The following is a 19,140-nucleotide window of genomic DNA, read 5'->3' as shown; positions in this document are numbered from 1 at the left end:
AGTCCTATCTCCGTGCAATCACACATTCGAAATTTTTGTATTATCGCCCATATTGATCACGGCAAATCGACACTTGCTGATCGTATTCTCGATGCTACCGGAGCTCTTTCCGTACGCGAACGCCGCGAGCAGTTTTTGGATAAAATGGATCTTGAGCGTGAGCGCGGGATTACCATCAAAGCTCAAAGTGTTGCACTTACCTACAAAAATTTAAAAGGGGAAACGTTTCAGTTTAATCTCATTGATACTCCGGGCCATGTCGATTTTCACTATGAAGTCTCTCGTTCTCTCTCAGCGTGTGAAGGGGCTCTTTTGGTGGTCGATGCTGCGCAGGGGGTTCAGGCGCAAACCATTGCGAATGCTCTTGTTGCCATTGCGAGTGGTCTCGAAATTATTCCAGTCATCAATAAAATTGATCTCCCGAGCGCGAATGTTGAAGCGGTCAAAGAGGAAATTACAGAAACATTGGGGATTGATGGTGAAACCGCGGTTTTAGTTTCCGCAAAAACGGGTGCAGGAATTCCCGCTCTTTTAGAAGCGATTGTGGAACGTCTTCCCCCACCTGCGGGAAAGCCAGATGAAGCGCTGCGCGCACTGATTTTTGATAGTTGGTTTGATAGTTACGAAGGGGTTATTTCTCTGATGCGCGTGATGGATGGAAGCATTGCAAAAGGGATGATGATTAAACTGATGAACGTGAATAAAGAGTTTCAAGTTCAGCGGCTCGGAATTTTTTCTCCGCATCCCGTTGAAGTTCCCGCGCTCAGTGCTGGTCAAGTCGGATTTGTGATTGCGAATATCAAAGATATTCGTGATGCAAAAATTGGAGATACTGTCACCGAAAAAGAGAGGCCAGCATCGCAAGCTCTGCGCGGATTTCAAGAAGTGAAGCCGATGGTTTTTGCAGGAATCTATCCGGTCGATTCAAAACAATATGAAGATTTGCGTGATGCTCTCGAAAAACTTCGATTGAATGATTCTTCTTTTACCTTTGAGCCGGAAACATCGCTCGCTCTCGGTTTCGGTTTTCGATGTGGTCTTTTGGGATCGCTCCATCTTGAGATTGTGCAAGAGCGTTTAGAGCGAGAGTATACACTGGATCTTATTTCAACCGCTCCCACGGTTGTCTATGAAGTGGTGACAAAAGAGGGGAAAATAATTGCGGTTGATAATCCTGCAAAACTTCCCGACCCTTCGAGTATTGATGAAATTCGAGAACCGGTAGCGCTTGTCAGTCTTCACTTTCCCAAAGAATATTTGGGCAATGTTATTAAACTCTGTGAAGAGAGACGAGGTGAGCAGCAGCAGATGGAGTTTTTTGGGCGTGAACGGGTGATGCTTCAATACCTTTTGCCCTTTAATGAAATGATGGTCGATTTTCACGATCAACTGAAATCACTTTCGCAAGGTTATGCTTCACTCGATTATGAATTGAAAGGGTATCGTGCTGCAACTGTGGTCAAGCTTGACATGTTCATCAATGGTGAGAAAGTCGATGCTCTTTCCACGATTCTTCATCGTGACGATGCTTATGATCGTGGGCGAGAGTTGGCAAAGAAACTTCGCGAACTTATTCCGCGTCAAATGTATGATGTTGCGCTTCAAGCTGCTATTGGTGGAAAAATCATTGCACGCGAAACCGTGAAAGCGCTTCGCAAAGATGTGACGGCAAAATGTTATGGTGGTGATATTACTCGAAAAAGAAAACTTTTAGAGAAGCAAAAAGAGGGGAAAAAGAGAATGAAGCAGGTAGGAAGTGTAGAAATTCCACAAGAGGCATTTCGAAGTGTTCTCAAAACAAAATCTTAACAACGGAGCTTTTGATGAAAAAGAAAACGAAATTTCGTGAAGGAGTGGAAGCCTTACTCCTTGCTGGATTAGCGGCGTTAACGATTCGAGCCATTTTTATTGAAGCGTTTAAAATTCCGTCGGGATCGATGATTCCGACGCTCTCGATTGGGGACCATATTTTTGTGAATAAACTGGTGTATGGTCCGCGAGTTCCTTTTACCACGATTCGACCTTATTGGTTTCGTACACCAAAGCGAGGCGAAGTGGTTGTTTATTTAAACACCTCTGGTGATGGACGGAATTTTATTAAACGAGTGATCGGAATTCCTGGAGATCGCATTCGTATTGTGGATGATCAGGTGACGCTCAACGGTGAGACGTTAAAGCGAAAAAAACTTGTTGTCAGTGAAGATCCTCAGAATAAAAGATTGCTTCGTCTGGAAAATGGTTTGGTAAAAACGATACCCTTTGTGCGAGGCTGGCAGGATGTCGATTTTTATGAAGAGACCATTGATGGTGTTTCCTATGTGGTTCAATACATCAAGCATCTGGGACGTGTGGAGACCGAAGCTGTTGTTCCTCCCGACTCGATTTTTGTGATGGGGGATAATCGAGACAACTCCGAAGATAGTCGCATTACCGGTTTTGTACCGATGAAAAATGTGAAGGGAAAAGCTCTCTTTGTTTGGCTCTCTCTCGATAATGAATACGGCGGCATCCGCTGGCACGAGTTTGGAAGATTGATTCGTTAATCAGGTGGTCAATTGGGGTCAAGTCTTGACATGAGTCAATTTCTCTCCCGGAAATTTGAAAAGATGTCTCATGTCAAGACTTGACCCTCTTTTGACGCTCTTTGTTTTCTTGACACAATACCTGTTCATACTCTAGCGCTGCGCATATGGCACGACCTCTTCGTATCGAATATCCTGGCGCTTGGCATCATGTGATGAATCGTGGTCAAGGAAAGCGCCAAATCTTTCTTACGGAAAATGACCGTATCTCTTTTCTCAACCTTATTGGAGATGCATCAGAAATGTTTTCTCTCAAAGTTTATGCATATTCTTTAATGGATAATCACTATCACCTCCTCATTCACACGCCATCAGGAAACTTGGGGCGGGCGATGCGACACATTAACGGAGTCTATACACAGCGCTTCAATTATTTTCATGGCTCAGACGGTTCTTTGTTTCGAGGGAGATATAAAGCGCGAATAGTTGAAAGCGAAGAATATCTCTTGGAACTTGTACGTTATATTCATCTCAATCCTGTAAAGGGAGGGCTTACGAATCATCCTGGTGAACACCGATGGACAAGCCATAGTGCTTATATTCGAGAAAAATATCGACCAAAATGGCTTTCCACAGCTGAAGTCTTGGATCGATTTGGAAAAAATAAACGATCTGCCTTGAGTGCGTTGAATCAATTTGTACAAGCTGGTGTCCCGGAACATTTACTCTCTCTTCTTGAAGAAGAAAATATTCTTGTCGGAAGTAGAGGGTTTCGAGAGTGGATCTATGAAAATTTCATGGATAACAATCGTCATCAAAAGGAAGTTTCGAAAGCAATAAGAGTTCCTCGACCAAAATTGAAGCCGACTGAACTGTTACAGCATGTAGCTTTTGCATACAATGTGCCTGTCTCCTCTTTGAGAAAGAGAATGAGGGGAGTAGAGAATGAACCCTATTTTATGGCATGTTATCTGTTGCGGCAAATTTTGGGACTTTCACAAAAGGAGATTGCAAGGTGGTTACATTGCAATACCGTTTATGCAGTTGCGACTGTTCAAAGGCGTTTTAGAGAGAGGTTGCAGCGGGAAAAGCAGCTCCAAAAGAAAGTTGGTCAGCTTTCAAACTCCTTCATGACTCATGTCAAGACTTGACCCCAGAATCGATCACGACCACGGCGGCATCCGCTGGCACGAGTTTGGAAGAGTGATTGTGTGAGAAATTTTAAAAGAGAGAAATTTCTGTCCCCATAAGAACTTCCCAACCGCACCATCACCATTGCGATCAAATTGTTGGAGTTGTTTTTGGAGATTTTCATCGCTTCCACGTGTTGACTCACATAAGCCTTAAGCAATGTAACCGCTTTTACCATGCACTCCTCTTCATTTCGTGTCGAAACGTGGTGTCCTTGAATTTGGAGGCGGATTATCTCCAGGTCCCTCACATGCAAGTAATCGAGCAGCTAATTCACGACTATATTGTTCCCAACTTGCGATGTGATCCATCCAAAACTGTTCTGGATCAGGATGTGTTCTAAACCATTGTAATTGATCTCGTGCTTCTTCTACTGCCCTTTGGCAATCAGCGAGACAGGCTTCACGAATCGTGCGGGATATCGGATGAGAGCAAATGGGTTCATGAAACCGAATGTTAATGGTGTGGATCACACTACCTCCACGTCCGATTGTTCCACTCATGGTGCTCCCACTAGATGTCATGGAACCAGCAGACTCTTCCCATCTCTGATTTCTTCTTTCAAGGCATTCAAACAGTCTTACTTCAAGATCACCTACGCGACGAAGAATATCATTGAGTGCCATATCAAGGTTGGGACTATTTTCGAGATATTGATCATAAGATTCCCAAGCTTGCCACATATCTTCCTGGATTCTTTGATACTCTTCTTGACACTCTTCAAGTGATGGAGTTCCCTTTCTGATAGCTTGCGCTATTGAATGCTGTGTGGATTCAAAGGTTTGTATTGTAAATGCTAAACTTTTTATTGTGAAGCTGAGAGCAATAATCGTCAATAGCAGCAAGATAAATGTTTTCTTCATGTATGTGGCTCCTCTTTAACTTCATTATCGGCTGAAGAGAGCCATGAGTTGCCTGGCAGGAGATTGGATGAGAGGCGTTCTTTAAAAAAATATTATAATGAAGATACAATTCGTAGCGGAAAAAATTGAGCGATTTGGTCAAAGTGCCGATCACAGTGAAGAAGTTCGGAATCTGTAGAGATAGCAAGCGAAGCGATTAAGAGATCAGTCGATGGGGGCCGAAAGCCTTTTTTTGCAAGTTGAAATCCCATATCAGTTGCCATTGACCAATGTTCCTCTTCTGTAGAGAGCCAATGCATGGAGTGAAATTCTTCTTGGAGCTCCTCATATTCTCGAGGAGTTCGGCCCCCTCGTACAACTTCTAAAAAGATAATCCCGCAGGTTGACAGACGATGGGCATCTTTCGCATCACGCAAAATGTTTTGAAGTTTTTTTTCTGGCTTGCGTGAAAAAGCCTGAATCCAGGCCGAAGAGTCAACGAGAAGTGGTTTCATCCCCGTTTTCGGCCCACTTTAAGTTCGTGGAGGGATGTTCCAAAACCTTTTCCCATTCTGTCCATTAAACGGTTGAGCTTCCGATCTTTTACATATTCTTCGAGGGCAATGACCACAGCTTCAGATTTCGTCCGTGCATGGCTCAGTTTCTGAACGCGACTGAGAAGAGATGGAGGAAGCGTTAACAAGGTTTTTTTCATGAACAAAGAATACCAAAGTTGGATATCTCAAATCAACAAAAAAGATATCTGGTTGGAAGACAGGCCGAACAGTGAATTTTATTTGACTTTAAAAGAGGGTTTCTATACAGAAACAGCCCCAAATGAATCAAGTTCGCGAACAGAGCACTGCAAAAGCCTCCCTCCGTAAAAGAGGGGGGCTTTTTTATGACAAGGAGAGCCATGTGGAAGAGAAACTCATAATGAACGTAAAAGACATGGATGCGGCACTCCTGCGAATCGCAAAAGAAATTGTCGCCGCAGGTACCGATGGAGTGGCGCTTGTCGGCATCCGCACGCGCGGTGTTCCTCTTGCTGATTGGCTTGCGCGAAAGATTGAAAAGGTTCAGAAAAAACCAATTGATACCGGAGTTCTCGATATTAATCTTTATCGTGACGATTTGTCAGAAGTGGCTGAACAGCCTCTGGTGAAACCAACCGAGCTCCCGTTTTCAGTTACGGGCCGCGGCATTATTCTGATTGATGACGTGCTCTATACCGGCCGAACGATTCGTGCGGCGATGGATGCGCTTATTGATTATGGTCGCCCAAAATTTATTCGCCTCATGGTAATGATTGATCGCGGTTGGAGGGAGTTTCCGATTCAGGCTGACTATATTGGGAAAAAAGTCAAAACAGATGCAGATCAGATCATTAAAGTGATGCTTGAATCTATTGATGGAGAAAACAAAGTCATCGTCAAAAGGAAAATATAACATTTGATGGCTCTTTCGACACGACACATCTTATCGATCCGAGATCTCAGTTCTAGAGATATAGACCTTATTTTTCAAACAGCCGATTCTTTCCGAGAAATTTCAGAACGTGATATTAAAAAAGTTCCGACCCTTCGTGGTCGCACCGTGATCAACGCTTTCTTTGAAGATTCAACACGAACGCGTCTCTCTTTTGAAATCGCTGGAAAGCGTCTCTCTGCCGATACCATTAATATTTCAACTTCTGGAAGTGCGATGGCGAAAAAAGGGGAGAGTTTTGGAGATACGGTTTTGAATCTCGAAGCGATGAATCCCGATATTCTCATCATTCGCCACAATCAAGCCGGAGCGCCACTCCTTGCTTCAAAGCTGATAAAAAAAGGACATGTGATCAATGCTGGAGATGGAATGCATGAACATCCGACCCAAGCCTTGCTCGATCTTTTCACCATTCGCGAAAAACTAGGTCGAGTCAAAGGCCTCAAGGTTGGAATCGTCGGTGATGTTGCCCATTCACGAGTCGCGAGATCAGACATGCTCCTCTTTCGCAAAATGGGACTCAAAGTTTATCTCTGTGGACCTCTGACGCTTATGCCACCTTCAGTTGAAGCTGAATATGGAGTGACGTGGGTTCCTTCATTTGACGATATCATTCCAAAACTCGACGTTCTCATTGCTCTTCGGATTCAAAAAGAGCGACTCGAAGAACATCTTTTCCCAAGTCTCAGAGAATATGCACGATATTTCGGTATCAATGAGAAGAGATTAAAAAAGGCAAAAACAGAGCTTCTTATTATGCATCCAGGTCCAGTGAATCGCGGTATCGAACTCTCTCCAGATGTCATTGATGGACCGCGATCTGTGATTTTAGATCAAGTGACGAATGGTGTCGCGATTCGCATGGCGATTCTCTATCTCTTGCTTGGTGGCGAAGGAGAAAAGGGGACATGACAACGGTTGTTATCCAAAACGGGCTGGTGCTTGATCCGAGTCAAAAACTTCGCAAGAAAATGAATGTCATTCTTCGCCAAGGAAAAATTGCGGCGTTGACAGATTCAAAAAAGTTTCCGGCTGACGCTGTTGTATATGATGTGAAAAATGCTGTTGTGGCGCCAGGGTTCATTGATCCCCATGTTCATTTTCGAGATCCTGGTTTCGAATATAAAGAAGATATTGCTTCTGGCTCGCGCGCCGCTGCGGCTGGCGGATTCACGCTTGTCTGCTGCATGGCAAATACATATCCTGTAAATGATTCTGCTTCAGTTTCTGAATATATCCTCACTCGTTCTCGTGAAGTGGGGCTCATTACGGTTTTGCCGATTGGAGCTGTTAGTCGTGGGCTTAAAGGAGAACAGCTTGCAGATATTGGAGACATGGCAAAGCTTGGAGTCATTGCGTTAAGTGATGACGGAAAACCAATCATGAACTCATCTCTCATGCGTCGTGCGATGGAGTATGCAAAGCCCTTCGGGCTTCCCATTATTTCTCATGCTGAGGACATTTCACTCGGAAAGGGAGTCATGAATGAAGGGCGAGTCTCAACTGAGCTTGGTCTCAAAGGAATTCCTCACGCTTCTGAAGACATCATGATTGCTCGTGACATTCTTCTCTCTGAACTCACAGGAGCGCATCTCCATGTAGCGCATCTTTCGAGCGCACGAAGTGTAGAGATGATTCGCTATGCAAAGAAGAGGGGAGATCATGTGACCTGTGAAGTGACGCCTCATCATCTCGTCTTAACCGATGAGGCGGTTCGTGGTTATGATCCGAATACCAAAATGCATCCACCTCTTCGAACTGAAGAAGATCGTCTGGCGCTTATCGAGGGACTTAAAGATGGAACGATTGACATGATTGCCACCGATCATGCCCCGCATGCGCTCACCGATAAAGAAGTTGGTTTTGATCTTGCTTCGAACGGAATTGTTGGTCTTGAAACTTCACTTCCACTTTCTCTTACCTTAGTTCATGAAAAGAAAATATCGCTCGAACGATTAGTTGATGCCATGAGCTGTAAACCAGCTTCAGTTTTTGGTCTTGAAGGAAAGGGGACGCTCAAAGTTGGATCTGATGCTGATATCACGATTTTTGATCCTGATCGTCGTCATGTGATCGATGTCTCCACCTTTGCTTCCAAATCTCGCAACACTCCGTTTGATGGCTGGAAACTGAAGGGAAAAGTCCTCCATACAATTTGCGGTGGACGAGTGGTGTATTCGTCAAAAACTTCGATCTGAAATATGAAACGATTTGAAGACATAGGCATTCTTTTGAATGAGGCTGAAAAACAGCTGCAAGAAATATCCGATTTATATCAGGAAAGCCTAGGGAATAAAAAAATAAATCCTCGTATCGGTGTTTTGGTAAAAAACTTTTTTGAAAATGTACGGTCACCTCTTGACTATCTTGCAAAAGAAATCTGTGAAAAAGTTCTGAACTTTTCGGGAGTAACAGGTTTTCCAATTTCCAGCGAAACAAAGGAAGGGTTTGAAAATTTTATCAACAACAAACTGCCCGATCTGAAAAACCGACATTCAGAATTGTATGATGAACTTGAAAAGGCTCAAAAATACAATCGTAGTGGTCTTCACTTTCTACCGTTGCTAGCGAAATTGGTAAATGAAAACAAACATGATCAATTAACACCGCAAAAGAAAATCGAACAAAAAACTTTAGAAATTTCTTTCCCTGGAGGCGCTTCGGTAAAAATGGGACATGGTTGTTCAATATCAGGAGGAGGAACTATTTCTTCGGGAGGAGCATGGTTTAGTCCTGCTGGGAGTACAATTTCTCCTGATAGCCCAGTTGTTGTTGGTCAAGGTATTCAACAGCAAATATTCAAGTGGGTATCGTTTCAATTCCAGACCATTGATCGAGAAGTGAAGGAAGTATTACGAGGAAGTCTTAACGAGGTGAAACTTGTCATTGCTCGAATAAAGCCGCATTTAAATACCAAAACGTGAAACACAATTGAAAGCACAACGGAATTCAAAGATGAAAAAAGTCAGACAGTGTTTGGCTTATTGAGATAATCTCGACACTGTCGAGACAATTGAATATAGAAAGATTTAGAAGAATGTCATCGTGAGCCCGACAATGGTTTAGTGGCGGGCGTGGCGATCTCCCGAAAACACTATTTGTAGGGGATTGCTTCGGAGCTTGCGCTCCTCGCAATGACTTAAGGGTTTTTAAAATATGAAGATAGAAAAAAAGAAAAAACCGAAGAAAAGAAGTTCAGCGCTGGCGCTGCGGGATCCGCTAACAGCCTATCTCCAAGAAATGAATGCATATCCTTTTTTGACGGAAACGGAAGAACTCGATCTGGCGAAGCGATATCATGAGCAAGGTGATATTGAAGCAGCACGAAAGCTTGTGACATCGCATCTTCGTTTGGTCGCCAAAATTGCGATGGAATATCGAAGTGCGTATCACAATGTGCTCGATCTCATCCAAGAGGGGACAGTGGGACTTCTCACGGCTGTTCAAAAATATGATCCAAAAAAAGGGGCGAGACTCGGTCACTATGCCCAGTGGTGGATTCGTTCATTTATCCTGAAATTTATTCTCGACAATTTCCGATTGATGAAAATCGGAACAACAAAAAACCAGCGTAAGTTGTTTTTTAACTTAATGAATGAAAAACAAAAAATTGAAGCCATGGGATATTATGCAACGCCTGCAATGCTTTCAAAGCAGCTCGGAGTTCCTGAAAAAGAAGTGGTGGAAATGCAAAAGAGATTGACGCAACCTGAATATGCTCTCGATGCTCCCATGAGAAATAATGATGGAGGAAAGGAAACACTCCTCAGTGATTTTATTGCGCTTGATGAAAAACCGCTTGATGAAGCGATCGCTGATGCTGAGTCGCAAGATATTCTCAAAGAAAAATTTGCAGAATTTGCAAAAAGTTTAAATGAACGCGATCTGAAGATTTTTGAAGAGAGACTCATGTCTGAACTTCCTCTGACCTTGCAAGCAATTGCTGATGACTATGGGATTACCAAAGAGCGAGTTCGCCAGATAGAAGAACGTTTGCTCAACCGCCTGAAAGATTTTTTTCAAGAAGATGTTAGGTTTTTGGATAGGAGGAAGTCTGGTTAATGATTTTGTTGCAAAAAGACATCTGCTAATGCGTTCGCGACATTTTCTGAATCCTGAATGCTTCTTAACTTTTCCCTGGTTCGACTTATGGCAACACGATTGGAGATACGACCTTCCAGATCAACAACATTCACCGTAAAGATGAGTGACGTAGAATTTTCTTCAATTCCAATATAAAGTCCAGCTTCCAGACCCATCATCCCGGTAACTTCTGAAACACAGGCTTCTTCTGAGCAGAGAGAAATTTCTTGTCGGTCCATGTATCCGTCAACATTAGGGATCTGGACGTCCACCTGTCGTGCTTTTAAGGCCTGAAAAAGAGTTGTTTCTAACATGATACGCATATCACGATTGAGAACTGGGGTATTTTTTAGACTTACGAATCCCAAATAGGCGAGCGGAATGGATTTTGATTTGTTCGGCTGTGGCTGGGTGAGTTCAATAAAAAGCTTTTTTGCACTATAGTCATCGCAAGTATCGCATAAGGCAATCGACTTTTTACAGTTTGCGATGGCCTGATCGATTTCATTCAATTGTTGATAGAGACGTGCGATATCGAAATGAATCCTTGCTTTTTCTTCATTTGAAAATGGTTCAGAAAAAAAATCTTCTTTCCAATCACGGTCCATGGCGAGTAACATTTTTTGATAGCGGATGGCTTTTCGAAGATCGCCAGATGTTTTTACTTTCGTTATTGCTGTCTCATAAAGTGCTTCAACTGTATCTCTTCCTCTACCTGTATTGTGCAAAGCTTTTGCAGCCCGTGGATCTCCAAGTTTTATGAGACACTGTGTTACCTTTGACAGGAGATGTTCTAATCTTGGTGCAGAGTCATCATCGGGTCTTGTATATTCCTTTAATCGATGAAGCTCTTCGAGCAATTGAACTGCAGGCCATAATATGCGCTTGTCATCCCGTTCAACAAGCAGTTCAACTGTGGAGACACGATCTTCGAACTCTCCTGTTCCGATGCTTGAAAGTAATATATCACTTGCTGATGGCGATGTTTCAAATGCTCTTTCATCTCCCATAGCAAATAAGGCAATCGCTGCTTCTTTCGCCAGGGCAGGAATTTTTAAACATGAAATCAATGTGTTCACTGCTTTGCTATTTTTTAATTTCCCTAACGTTTGGATGAGAAAAATTTGGCGATCCGTAGGTGCGCGATGTTTGGGTTCATTTCCCTTTTTGAGTTGTTCCACTAAAGCATCAACGACCATTTCACCCAACTGAAAAAAAGCATCTGAAACAGAGTCATTTCTATAATCCGGTGTTTCTAAAGCTTGCAAGAGAACGGGAATGGCTTTTTCATTGTAAAAAAAAGCCAATGCAATAGCTGCTTCGACGCGAACTGTTTTGTCACTATCCTCAAGCGCCAAAATAAGCGCTTCATGTACGTGTGTTTCCTGTTCATGTGTTAACTGTTTTATTGCTTTTGAAAGGCCTAAAATTCTTGCTGCTCGAACTCGCTTGTAAGCATCCTTCGCATTCTGCAGATCAGAAATATCTCGAGTTACTCTATCCGATTGCGAAGACGGTGGTTGAGCGATAAAGAGAGAAGCTACGAACCAAGGCATAAGAGTGTATTTGTTGAAAGCCTTGGGGGCTGTTGTTGGATGGAACGCCACGATAGTATTCTCCATTTCCTGCACCTCTTGCGAAGGAGAAGAGAGAGAAATCTTATTGAAAAGAATTTCAGCCATAAATTATCTTTTTTTAAGTGTATCTATCAATTTGGTAGCCAAACGTATTCCTGCTAACTCTGCCTGTTTTTCATTCCGAAGTTGATGCGGTGCAAAAGTGATCGATGCTTTATGTGTAATTGTTTGATTTTTCTGGTTCACGAGATTTAATGTTAAAAACCATTTCGAGGGTTTTCCAATTGAAGTGATCGTCGCATAGATGCCCGATGTTAACCCCAAAGCTCCTGCAATTTCCGCAGTACAGCTTGATTCGGAACAGAGAGCAATGTCGTTTGCATCGATCTCTCTTGAAATATCAGGCATAACGACTGCTCCATGTCGGCGAAGCGTTTGAAATATTGCAATTTCCATACTGCGCTCAAGGCCATCTGCCAATCTGACCTGACCTTCAATAAGATCGATGATTCCAATAAAGACGGTTTCATTTGGCAGAATCATTGCTGCTCGCTGTTCTTCACGAAGTGTCGCTAAAAACATTTGAGCGGTATATCCGTCGCAATCGGAACAAAGTTGGATGGAAACATCGCATGCTTCCATTGCTTTTCCAAGCCATCCAAATTGATGATAGATGTGTGCCAGTCTCAGAGGATATCGAAAATTTTGCGTTCCAAGAGTAATGAGTTGTTCATAATAGATGACAGCATCAGCAAGCCTGTTTTCCTTTTCTGCTTGTTCTATATCTTTCTCATAGCGTTTTTCTGCTTCTGCTGCTGCTTTTTTCCTGAGTTTTTCAGCTTCTTCTGCGGCTTTTTTATCGAGGGCGACCACAGCGTTAGCTCCATATGGTCCACCATATTCGAGGAGTTCATTCTTTATTTGCAGGTTACCAGAGGCGACGAGTGCATCGATGATATTTTTTCCCCGCTCATCTTCAGGAATTTGATAGTATTCATCAGCCCATGAGTCTTTACCATGCAACATATTAAGGAGGATCTTTGTCGCAGCAGGATCACTGCGTTTTCCTAATTGAAGAGCGGCGTAGAAACGGATGAAAGGATGCTCGTGGTGAAGGTCTTCCGATGATGGTTCACAACATTCGTCAGGTGAAATATCTCTATGGAAAAGAGCGTTCCATATTATATGGGCGTGTTTATCTCTTTTCCCTTGCAGTGCAAAATTGACTTTTTCATGAATAGAACGATCCAGGATCCAATCGTTTAAGAATTTTCGCTGGGCTGCTTTGACAAGGATCTCAGTAGCTTCCGGATCACCGATGTAACCAAGTACTTTGGCGGCAAACTTTCGTTGATGTTGATTGGCAATGACCAAGGTTTTTTCTGAAGCAAAGAGATTACTGATTTGAAATCCTTTAGCTCTTTTTATTCCGTTCTCTCTGCTTTCATTTAAAACGTTATCCAAATAACGTAACCCACGTGGATCACGTAATAATGCTAATTTAAAGGCAGCACAAGAACGGGATTCTTCGCCAATATAACGATCATTCAATACTTGAAAAAGCTCTTGAGATTCATTGTCAACGTTTCTTTCGTAAAAACTAAATCTGATTGCTTCCAATTCTTTATCTTCAGTACAGGCTTGTTCATTGCGGGAGAGTTGCCCAAAAAGTGTGATGCCAAGAAAAGAGGGTATGAAGTTATATTTGTTCAATCCAGAAGGAGAGGTAAGAGGAGGTGAAATATGATTGGAGAGAGGAGTGGACTTGGCCTTGTCACTGTTGATTTGGCACTGATCGTGCGTCCTATGATGACTACATATTTTCATCTCAATTCCTTTTCCTTTTCAGGGTTTTTTCAAAAACGCTTGCAAGTTCAGAAGCGCGCCTGTTTGTGGAATGTGCATTTTGGAGCTCCTTTTTGGAAATAACGATAAAAACGCGCTCAATAATCACACCACTTTCACGTACTGTATGGAGCGTTACGATAACATCCTTTGGCAAATGTGTTTCTTCGATGGTGACATATATTCCAAAGGAAAGTCCTGCAGCTTTCGTGATTTCCATAGCGCATGCTGCTTCTGAATCCATTTTCAGATCTGTTTGTTCCATAATTTTTTCAATATCTGGCTTTATAACGGAGATCTTTTTGCTTTGGAGGGCAGTAAAAAGAGCATCTTGGAAGGTGAGGTTCCATGCTGGCGCAACATAAAAATCATTCTCACTCATATCCACAACGCCGAGAAATCCTGCAGATGAATGAAAAAGAGGATGTTCACTCTTTCTTTCTTCAATTTCTTGTAAAAGCCGTCTGGCGGCAAAATTTTCACAATCCGAACACATATTGAGCGATTGTCGCGCATATTGTATGGCATCGTCGAATTTGTTCCATTTCAGTGAAACATGTGCCAGAGAGAGTGAGATGCGAAAATCGACTGGTTTGGCTTTCATGAGCGTTTTATAACACGAAACGGTTTCATCGTAGTTGTTGCTTTCAAGACAGGAAGTGTTCGATGTGGTCGATGTTGATGTTAAGGTTGGTTCGGCAAGGCTGACATGAAGAAAATCGATGATAGGGAAGGGAGAAGTCATTTTTTATCCCACTGCTTAGTGTTGTAAGTATCTTATCTTGGTGTATTGAGTCAAATATATTACAGGAAAACTATGTCGTGTTGCCAACAATATATGCATGACGCTAAAAGGAAGCCCATTCCTCAAGGTGATCAGCTTGAAGGAACAATCTACACCTGTCCCATGCATCCGGAAGTTGAACAGATTGGACCAGGACTATGTCCTAAGTGTGGCATGGCGCTTGAACCAAAAGAAGGAATCGCGCAGGAAGACGATCGAGAACTCAAAGAGATGTCGCGACGATTTTGGTTCTCTACTCTTTTAACGCTTCCTCTCCTTGTCATTGCCATGGCTCATCTTCATGTAAGTCCACTCATTCAGCTTCTTCTCGCAACGCCTGTCTGTGTCTGGTCGGCATGGCCGTTTTATCAACGAGCAATTGCTTCTCTTCGAAATCGTCATTTGAATATGTTCACGCTGATTGGACTCGGTGTAAGTGTAGCGTATCTCTATAGTTTCGTCGCTGCAGTTTTTCCTTTACTCTTTCCAGCGTCGTTTCAAAACGAAAGAGGAGAGGTTGATGTTTACTTCGAGGCTGCAGCAGGAATTGTGACGCTTATTCTCTTAGGTCAAGTTTTGGAACTCAAAGCTCGTTCACAGACAAGTACTGCAATCAAAGCGCTTTTTGGTTTATCTCCAAAGATTGCCCATATTTTACGGACGCAAGGTGAAGAAGATATTTTGTTAGCAGAAGTTCACGTTGGTGATCGTCTTCGCGTGAAACCTGGCGAAAAAATTCCCGTCGATGGAATCGTGATTGAAGGGAAAAGCAGTGTTGATGAATCAATGCTCACAGGCGAGGCACTTCCGGTTGAAAAAAAACAGGGGGATCGTGTCATTGGCGCGACGCTCAATGGCACAGGCATGCTCATTCTTGAAGCCACAAAAGTGGGAAGTGAAACGCTTCTTGCGCAGATCATCCATATGGTTGCTGAAGCGCAGCGGAGTCGAGCTCCGATTCAGAAATTGGCGGATACGGTCTCGAGCTATTTTGTGCCGAGTGTTATCGCAATTTCTCTTCTGACCTTTCTTGTTTGGACTTTGGTGGGTCCAACACCCAGCATCTCCTATGCTCTTATCAATGCTGTTGCTGTGCTGATTATTGCTTGTCCCTGCGCGCTTGGTTTGGCAACTCCACTTTCGATTATGGTGGCAACGGGAAAAGGGGCTTCTTTTGGTGTTCTTTTTCGAAATGCTGAAGCCATTGAAACATTGCAGAAAGTCGACACACTTGTGCTCGATAAAACAGGAACGCTGACACTCGGAAAACCAAAAGTTGTTTCAATTTTTTCGCGCGATATTTCTGAAAATGAATTGCTTCAGCTTGTTGCGAGTCTTGAAGTGGCGAGTGAACATCCATTGGCAACTGCATTGGCCGAAGCTGCAAAAGAGAGAGGAATAAACCCAGAAAAAGCCGCAGGCTTTGAGGGGGTGACGGGAAGGGGAGTGAAGGGGGTGATCAACGGAAAAAATGTTCTTGTTGGAAATCAAAACTTCCTGGACGATGCGCGCATTGACACCACCTTTTTTCGTCTCAAAGGGGATGAACTTCGTCGTCGCGGTGAAACGGTTATCTTTGTGGCGATCAATGAAAAATTGAGTGGAATTGTTGGCATTACGGATCCCATCAAAGAAACAACGCCGGAAGCGCTTCGTGAACTTCGTAAAGAAAAAATGAAGATTGTCATGTTAACGGGCGACAATGAAATGACGGCACGAGCTGTAGCGGAAAAAATAGGAATTGATGAGGTGATTGCTGGTGTGCTTCCCGCTCAGAAAGCAATGAAAATTCGAGAGCTGCAATCAAAGGGGTATAAAGTTGCCATGGTTGGTGATGGTATTAATGATGCTCCGGCGCTTGCGCAGGCAGATGTTGGCATTGCGATGGGAACTGGAACGGATATTGCCATGGAGAGTGCTCATGTGACACTCGTCAAAGGAGATTTACGTGGCATTTTGCGTGCGCGACGTTTAAGTATGGTGACGATGCGCAATATCAAACAGAATCTTTTCTTTGCATTTCTTTATAATACGCTTGGTGTTCCTATTGCTGCTGGAGCTCTCTATCCTTTTTTTGGCCTTCTTCTTTCACCCATGATCGCAGCCGCAGCGATGAGTTTGAGTTCTGTTTCTGTCATTGTAAATGCATTGCGATTGAAACGTCTTCGAGTATCTTCCTGAGAAGTGTTAATGAATCAGCGCATCAATTTTCGAAAGAACCTCTTCTGATTTAAATGGCTTCTCGATAAAGCCACTCGCCCCCAAATTGTTCACAAACTCTTGAATGTCTGGAGTCGCATGACCGCTGATCACGAGGACAGGAGGGACCGTATCGCTTTGTTTGAGATGATTGGTCATGCTTTGCAAGAAAGCAATGCCACTCGCTTTTTGAAAGCCGAGATCAAGAATGACAAGTGAGGGATGAACAGAAGAGAGTTGTGTCAATGCCTCTTCAACGCTGGAAGCTTGAACGCAATGATAGCCAGCGCTCGTCAATCGCTTTTCCAACATACGCTGACAATCGCGATCATCTTCAATAATTAAAATAGTTTTATGAGAAGAACTTTCTTTTTGCTCAGCCATGTCGACCTCCTTTATTTGTTTATTAAAATATTGGTAACAATTTCCTCCAGATTTTTTTGCAAGATACATTGCGGTATCTGCCTTTTGCAATAATTCTTCTTGATGCTCACCATCAAAAGGGAAAATGCTCGCCCCAATGCTTGCGCTCATGGCAAAAGACCGTTCATTGATCACAATGGGATGTTGAAAAACAGAAAGAAGTCGATGTGCAACACGATCAAGATCGGCGAGGCTTGTGAGATGACTGACAATCGCAACAAATTCATCCCCTCCAACACGCGCAATAACATCTTCTTTTCTCAACGTGTCTAAAAAACGTTTTCCGAGTTGAGTTAAGAGTTCATCGCCCGTGGCATGACCAACATCATCATTGACTGTTTTGAAATTATCCAGATCGAGATATAAAATGCCAAGAAGTCCGCCATGGCGTTTTGTAGAAGAGATTGCTGCATTCAATCGTTCTTGAAGCAGTGCGCGATTCGCGAGTCCTGTTAAAGGATCTTGAGTGGAATGAAGAAAGGCGCGATTTACGACTTGCTTCAAATCTTGTCGTATGCGCTGTTTTTCCACATGCTGACGAAGAAGTTCAATAAATTGTGCTGACGTAAATGTTTTGAGAGAGATGATATCATCTGCTCCGCATTGCATCGCTTCAATTCCAAATCGCATTTCGTCCCAAGGAGAAAGAATAAGAAGAGGGAGAAATGGATACGTATTTTTCACCATTTTAATGAAAGGAAATGTTTCTGGTTGAGTCAGTGGCACAGAGACAATGACATCGACAGGCTGCACCAAGAGCGTTTGAAGAGCTTCTTCAATGTGGGCTGCAAAAGAAAAATGATAATGGAGAGGGGACTCATTTTTTAAATGACGTTGCCATAATGATTGCTTCTCATCATCTGAACATACAACGAGAATATGAAGTTTTTCACGTTCCATAGCTTTCCCGCTCCCAGGAAAGAGAAGAAAAATGGACCTCACCCGATGACGAAAGTATAGCATTGAAAAAGAGCACTCTCAATCAATTGTTTTTTTTCATATAAGCGCATAAAATATGCCACAGCAGAGGTTTTAAGGAATTTCTATGACAACCATTCTTTTTGTCGATGATGAAGTTGATTTATTACATCTCACCGCAAAGCGTCTCCGTTTTGCGGGATATAAGGTTCTTCTTGCAGAACGAGGCGCAGATTTTTTTCAACATCTTACGGAACAGATCCCATCGCTGATACTTCTGGACATCAAACTTCCTGATTCTTCGGGAATCGAACTTTTTCAAAAGCTTCGCGAAAAAAAAGAGACCGCACATATCCCTGTGATTTTTCTCTCCGCACTTCATGAGCATGAAGAGTACTGCATGAAGACATTGAAAGCTGATGGATTCGTCAAGAAACCATTCGAAGCCAAAGAGCTTCTGCATCTTTTAAAGAGAGTTCTTGAGATTCAGAAAGTCTCTCACCAATAAACAATTTCCCTTGATTCCACGCAACAGTTTTGGTTCATTTACGATAAGACTTATGTGTTTATGTCCAGTGGAGTTATCATGGCTGTTTTAGGAATCCCCAAGAGTTCTCCCTTAGCGCAAAAACTTTCTGATACTTTAGGTGTGTCAATCAAAACTCTTGATAGCGACAACAATAATGTCATCGAGCTCGATCATTTAGATCAATATATAAGCGTTCTCGCCGTTGACAATCCTCGAAAGGGATTAAGTGGCATTTATATTATTGATAATGGAGATGATGAATTAGCTGGTAAAAGTTCCAGGAAGGGAAAAGATCTTTTTCTCTACATTGATGGTGGAGAAATAAAATATGTCTCGCTTGATCAAGAAGTATTTGAAGATTTTCCGAAACCTGCAAGAGAAACATATGCGGTTGTTAAAAAAGCAATGACAACGCCAAACTTTACGTTTACAGATCTCAAGCGACAATTTTATTTTGCAGGGGATGAAAAGCTCACCCCTTATCGTGTTGTTGAAGCGAATAATCGCCTACCTGTAACTATCAATGGCCATTTAGGAAAAGAGAGATTCGGCCACTGGCGTAATATTCTTTCTATTGAATATACCTTCCTTAACGGCACGATCTCTTTTGAAACTTCTACAGCAGTCTATCTCTATACAGGTATTCTAAGAAGTGGCCCTGGAAGTTTGGACAGTGGGATAAGTGATAGCCTTGCCAGTTGAGTCCGTGTAAGTGGCGGATTTGAAAGGAGCAAGGATA

19 protein-coding genes are annotated in these 19,140 nt (G+C 42.8%); 11 read left to right on the top strand and 8 right to left on the bottom strand.

Annotation, left to right across the window (positions count from 1 at the left end):
• The first annotated feature begins 6 nt into the window (after window positions 1-6).
• From A3C46_07125 to A3C46_07115, 3 genes are all read left to right on the top strand, one after another.
• A complete protein-coding gene (locus A3C46_07125; protein OGQ22551.1) occupies window positions 7-1,809 on the top strand; it encodes an elongation factor 4 in 1,803 nt (600 codons plus the stop codon).
• 14 nt (window positions 1,810-1,823) lie between these two features.
• The gene (locus A3C46_07120; protein OGQ22550.1) at window positions 1,824-2,543 is read left to right on the top strand and encodes a signal peptidase I; all 720 of its coding nucleotides are present in this window, start codon (window positions 1,824-1,826) and stop codon (window positions 2,541-2,543) included.
• A gap of 146 nt (window positions 2,544-2,689) precedes the next feature.
• Window positions 2,690-3,673, top strand: a complete 984-nt coding sequence (locus A3C46_07115; protein ID OGQ22549.1) for a hypothetical protein — start codon at window positions 2,690-2,692, stop codon at window positions 3,671-3,673.
• Here A3C46_07115 and A3C46_07110 read toward each other — a convergent pair.
• The 4 genes from A3C46_07110 to A3C46_07095 form a co-directional block, all read right to left on the bottom strand.
• Window positions 3,658-3,891 (bottom strand): hypothetical protein, encoded by a 234-nt coding sequence (locus A3C46_07110; GenBank protein ID OGQ22548.1) that lies wholly within the window; start codon window positions 3,889-3,891, stop codon window positions 3,658-3,660. The genes A3C46_07115 and A3C46_07110 overlap by 16 nt on opposite strands.
• Window positions 3,892-3,901: 10 nt before the next feature.
• Window positions 3,902-4,576 (bottom strand): hypothetical protein, encoded by a 675-nt coding sequence (locus A3C46_07105; GenBank protein OGQ22547.1) that lies wholly within the window; start codon window positions 4,574-4,576, stop codon window positions 3,902-3,904.
• A gap of 92 nt (window positions 4,577-4,668) precedes the next feature.
• Entirely contained in the window at window positions 4,669-5,070 is a 402-nt protein-coding gene (locus tag A3C46_07100) for a hypothetical protein (GenBank protein OGQ22546.1), read from the bottom strand.
• Window positions 5,067-5,270 (bottom strand): hypothetical protein, encoded by a 204-nt coding sequence (locus A3C46_07095; protein OGQ22545.1) that lies wholly within the window; start codon window positions 5,268-5,270, stop codon window positions 5,067-5,069. The genes A3C46_07100 and A3C46_07095 overlap by 4 nt, the downstream gene beginning before the upstream one ends.
• Window positions 5,271-5,491: 221 nt before the next feature.
• Between A3C46_07095 and A3C46_07090 the strand changes: the two genes are divergently transcribed.
• The 5 genes from A3C46_07090 (at window position 5,492) to A3C46_07070 (ending at window position 10,105) form a co-directional block, all read left to right on the top strand.
• Window positions 5,492-6,004 carry a bifunctional pyr operon transcriptional regulator/uracil phosphoribosyltransferase gene (locus tag A3C46_07090; GenBank protein OGQ22621.1) on the top strand — a complete coding sequence of 171 codons (513 nt, stop codon included), beginning with the start codon at window positions 5,492-5,494 and terminating at the stop codon, window positions 6,002-6,004.
• A gap of 6 nt (window positions 6,005-6,010) precedes the next feature.
• Window positions 6,011-6,955 carry an aspartate carbamoyltransferase gene (locus tag A3C46_07085; protein OGQ22544.1) on the top strand — a complete coding sequence of 315 codons (945 nt, stop codon included), beginning with the start codon at window positions 6,011-6,013 and terminating at the stop codon, window positions 6,953-6,955.
• A complete protein-coding gene (locus tag A3C46_07080; protein OGQ22543.1) occupies window positions 6,952-8,241 on the top strand; it encodes a dihydroorotase in 1,290 nt (429 codons plus the stop codon). Before A3C46_07085 ends, A3C46_07080 begins: the two co-directional genes overlap by 4 nt.
• Window positions 8,242-8,244: 3 nt before the next feature.
• The gene (locus A3C46_07075) at window positions 8,245-8,967 is read left to right on the top strand and encodes a hypothetical protein (GenBank protein ID OGQ22542.1); all 723 of its coding nucleotides are present in this window, start codon (window positions 8,245-8,247) and stop codon (window positions 8,965-8,967) included.
• A gap of 316 nt (window positions 8,968-9,283) precedes the next feature.
• Window positions 9,284-10,105 carry a hypothetical protein gene (locus A3C46_07070; GenBank protein OGQ22620.1) on the top strand — a complete coding sequence of 274 codons (822 nt, stop codon included), beginning with the start codon at window positions 9,284-9,286 and terminating at the stop codon, window positions 10,103-10,105.
• Here A3C46_07070 and A3C46_07065 read toward each other — a convergent pair.
• The 3 genes from A3C46_07065 to A3C46_07055 are packed head-to-tail and all read right to left on the bottom strand — an operon-like array spanning window position 10,102 to window position 14,293.
• Entirely contained in the window at window positions 10,102-11,808 is a 1,707-nt protein-coding gene (locus A3C46_07065) for a hypothetical protein (protein OGQ22541.1), read from the bottom strand. The genes A3C46_07070 and A3C46_07065 overlap by 4 nt on opposite strands.
• Before the next feature lie 3 nt (window positions 11,809-11,811).
• On the bottom strand, window positions 11,812-13,530 hold the full coding sequence (locus A3C46_07060) for a hypothetical protein (GenBank protein OGQ22540.1): 1,719 nt from the start codon (window positions 13,528-13,530) through the stop codon (window positions 11,812-11,814).
• A 1-nt stretch (window position 13,531) separates the two neighbouring features.
• On the bottom strand, window positions 13,532-14,293 hold the full coding sequence (locus tag A3C46_07055) for a hypothetical protein (protein ID OGQ22539.1): 762 nt from the start codon (window positions 14,291-14,293) through the stop codon (window positions 13,532-13,534).
• 93 nt (window positions 14,294-14,386) lie between these two features.
• Between A3C46_07055 and A3C46_07050 the strand changes: the two genes are divergently transcribed.
• Entirely contained in the window at window positions 14,387-16,513 is a 2,127-nt protein-coding gene (locus A3C46_07050; protein OGQ22538.1) for a copper-translocating P-type ATPase, read from the top strand.
• A gap of 6 nt (window positions 16,514-16,519) precedes the next feature.
• Here the strand turns inward: A3C46_07050 and A3C46_07045 are convergent, their stop codons facing one another.
• On the bottom strand, window positions 16,520-17,854 hold the full coding sequence (locus tag A3C46_07045) for a hypothetical protein (GenBank protein ID OGQ22537.1): 1,335 nt from the start codon (window positions 17,852-17,854) through the stop codon (window positions 16,520-16,522).
• A 145-nt stretch (window positions 17,855-17,999) separates the two neighbouring features.
• Between A3C46_07045 and A3C46_07040 the strand changes: the two genes are divergently transcribed.
• Window positions 18,000-18,380: a hypothetical protein gene (locus tag A3C46_07040; protein ID OGQ22536.1), complete on the top strand. Its 381-nt coding sequence runs from the start codon at window positions 18,000-18,002 to the stop codon at window positions 18,378-18,380.
• A 78-nt stretch (window positions 18,381-18,458) separates the two neighbouring features.
• Window positions 18,459-19,103 carry a hypothetical protein gene (locus A3C46_07035; protein OGQ22535.1) on the top strand — a complete coding sequence of 215 codons (645 nt, stop codon included), beginning with the start codon at window positions 18,459-18,461 and terminating at the stop codon, window positions 19,101-19,103.
• Window positions 19,104-19,140 lie beyond the last annotated feature (37 nt).

It is taken from the genome of Deltaproteobacteria bacterium RIFCSPHIGHO2_02_FULL_44_16 (assembly GCA_001798185.1).
Lineage (GTDB): Bacteria > UBA10199 > UBA10199 > 2-02-FULL-44-16 > 2-02-FULL-44-16 > 2-02-FULL-44-16.
This window is presented reverse-complemented; position numbering and strand designations above follow the sequence as displayed.

Coding starts and splice junctions, on each gene's coding strand:
- A3C46_07085 (OGQ22544.1), top strand. CDS start 6,011: ATGGCTCTTTCGACACGACACATCTTATCGATCCGAGATCTCAGTTCT.
- A3C46_07120 (OGQ22550.1), top strand. CDS start 1,824: ATGAAAAAGAAAACGAAATTTCGTGAAGGAGTGGAAGCCTTACTCCTT.
- A3C46_07115 (OGQ22549.1), top strand. CDS start 2,690: ATGGCACGACCTCTTCGTATCGAATATCCTGGCGCTTGGCATCATGTG.
- A3C46_07100 (OGQ22546.1), bottom strand. CDS start 5,070: ATGAAACCACTTCTCGTTGACTCTTCGGCCTGGATTCAGGCTTTTTCA.
- A3C46_07090 (OGQ22621.1), top strand. CDS start 5,492: ATGAACGTAAAAGACATGGATGCGGCACTCCTGCGAATCGCAAAAGAA.
- A3C46_07065 (OGQ22541.1), bottom strand. CDS start 11,808: ATGGCTGAAATTCTTTTCAATAAGATTTCTCTCTCTTCTCCTTCGCAA.
- A3C46_07080 (OGQ22543.1), top strand. CDS start 6,952: ATGACAACGGTTGTTATCCAAAACGGGCTGGTGCTTGATCCGAGTCAA.
- A3C46_07070 (OGQ22620.1), top strand. CDS start 9,284: ATGAATGCATATCCTTTTTTGACGGAAACGGAAGAACTCGATCTGGCG.
- A3C46_07095 (OGQ22545.1), bottom strand. CDS start 5,270: ATGAAAAAAACCTTGTTAACGCTTCCTCCATCTCTTCTCAGTCGCGTT.
- A3C46_07050 (OGQ22538.1), top strand. CDS start 14,387: ATGCATGACGCTAAAAGGAAGCCCATTCCTCAAGGTGATCAGCTTGAA.
- A3C46_07035 (OGQ22535.1), top strand. CDS start 18,459: ATGGCTGTTTTAGGAATCCCCAAGAGTTCTCCCTTAGCGCAAAAACTT.
- A3C46_07040 (OGQ22536.1), top strand. CDS start 18,000: ATGACAACCATTCTTTTTGTCGATGATGAAGTTGATTTATTACATCTC.
- A3C46_07105 (OGQ22547.1), bottom strand. CDS start 4,576: ATGAAGAAAACATTTATCTTGCTGCTATTGACGATTATTGCTCTCAGC.
- A3C46_07055 (OGQ22539.1), bottom strand. CDS start 14,293: ATGACTTCTCCCTTCCCTATCATCGATTTTCTTCATGTCAGCCTTGCC.
- A3C46_07045 (OGQ22537.1), bottom strand. CDS start 17,854: ATGGAACGTGAAAAACTTCATATTCTCGTTGTATGTTCAGATGATGAG.
- A3C46_07060 (OGQ22540.1), bottom strand. CDS start 13,530: ATGAAAATATGTAGTCATCATAGGACGCACGATCAGTGCCAAATCAAC.
- A3C46_07075 (OGQ22542.1), top strand. CDS start 8,245: ATGAAACGATTTGAAGACATAGGCATTCTTTTGAATGAGGCTGAAAAA.
- A3C46_07110 (OGQ22548.1), bottom strand. CDS start 3,891: ATGGTAAAAGCGGTTACATTGCTTAAGGCTTATGTGAGTCAACACGTG.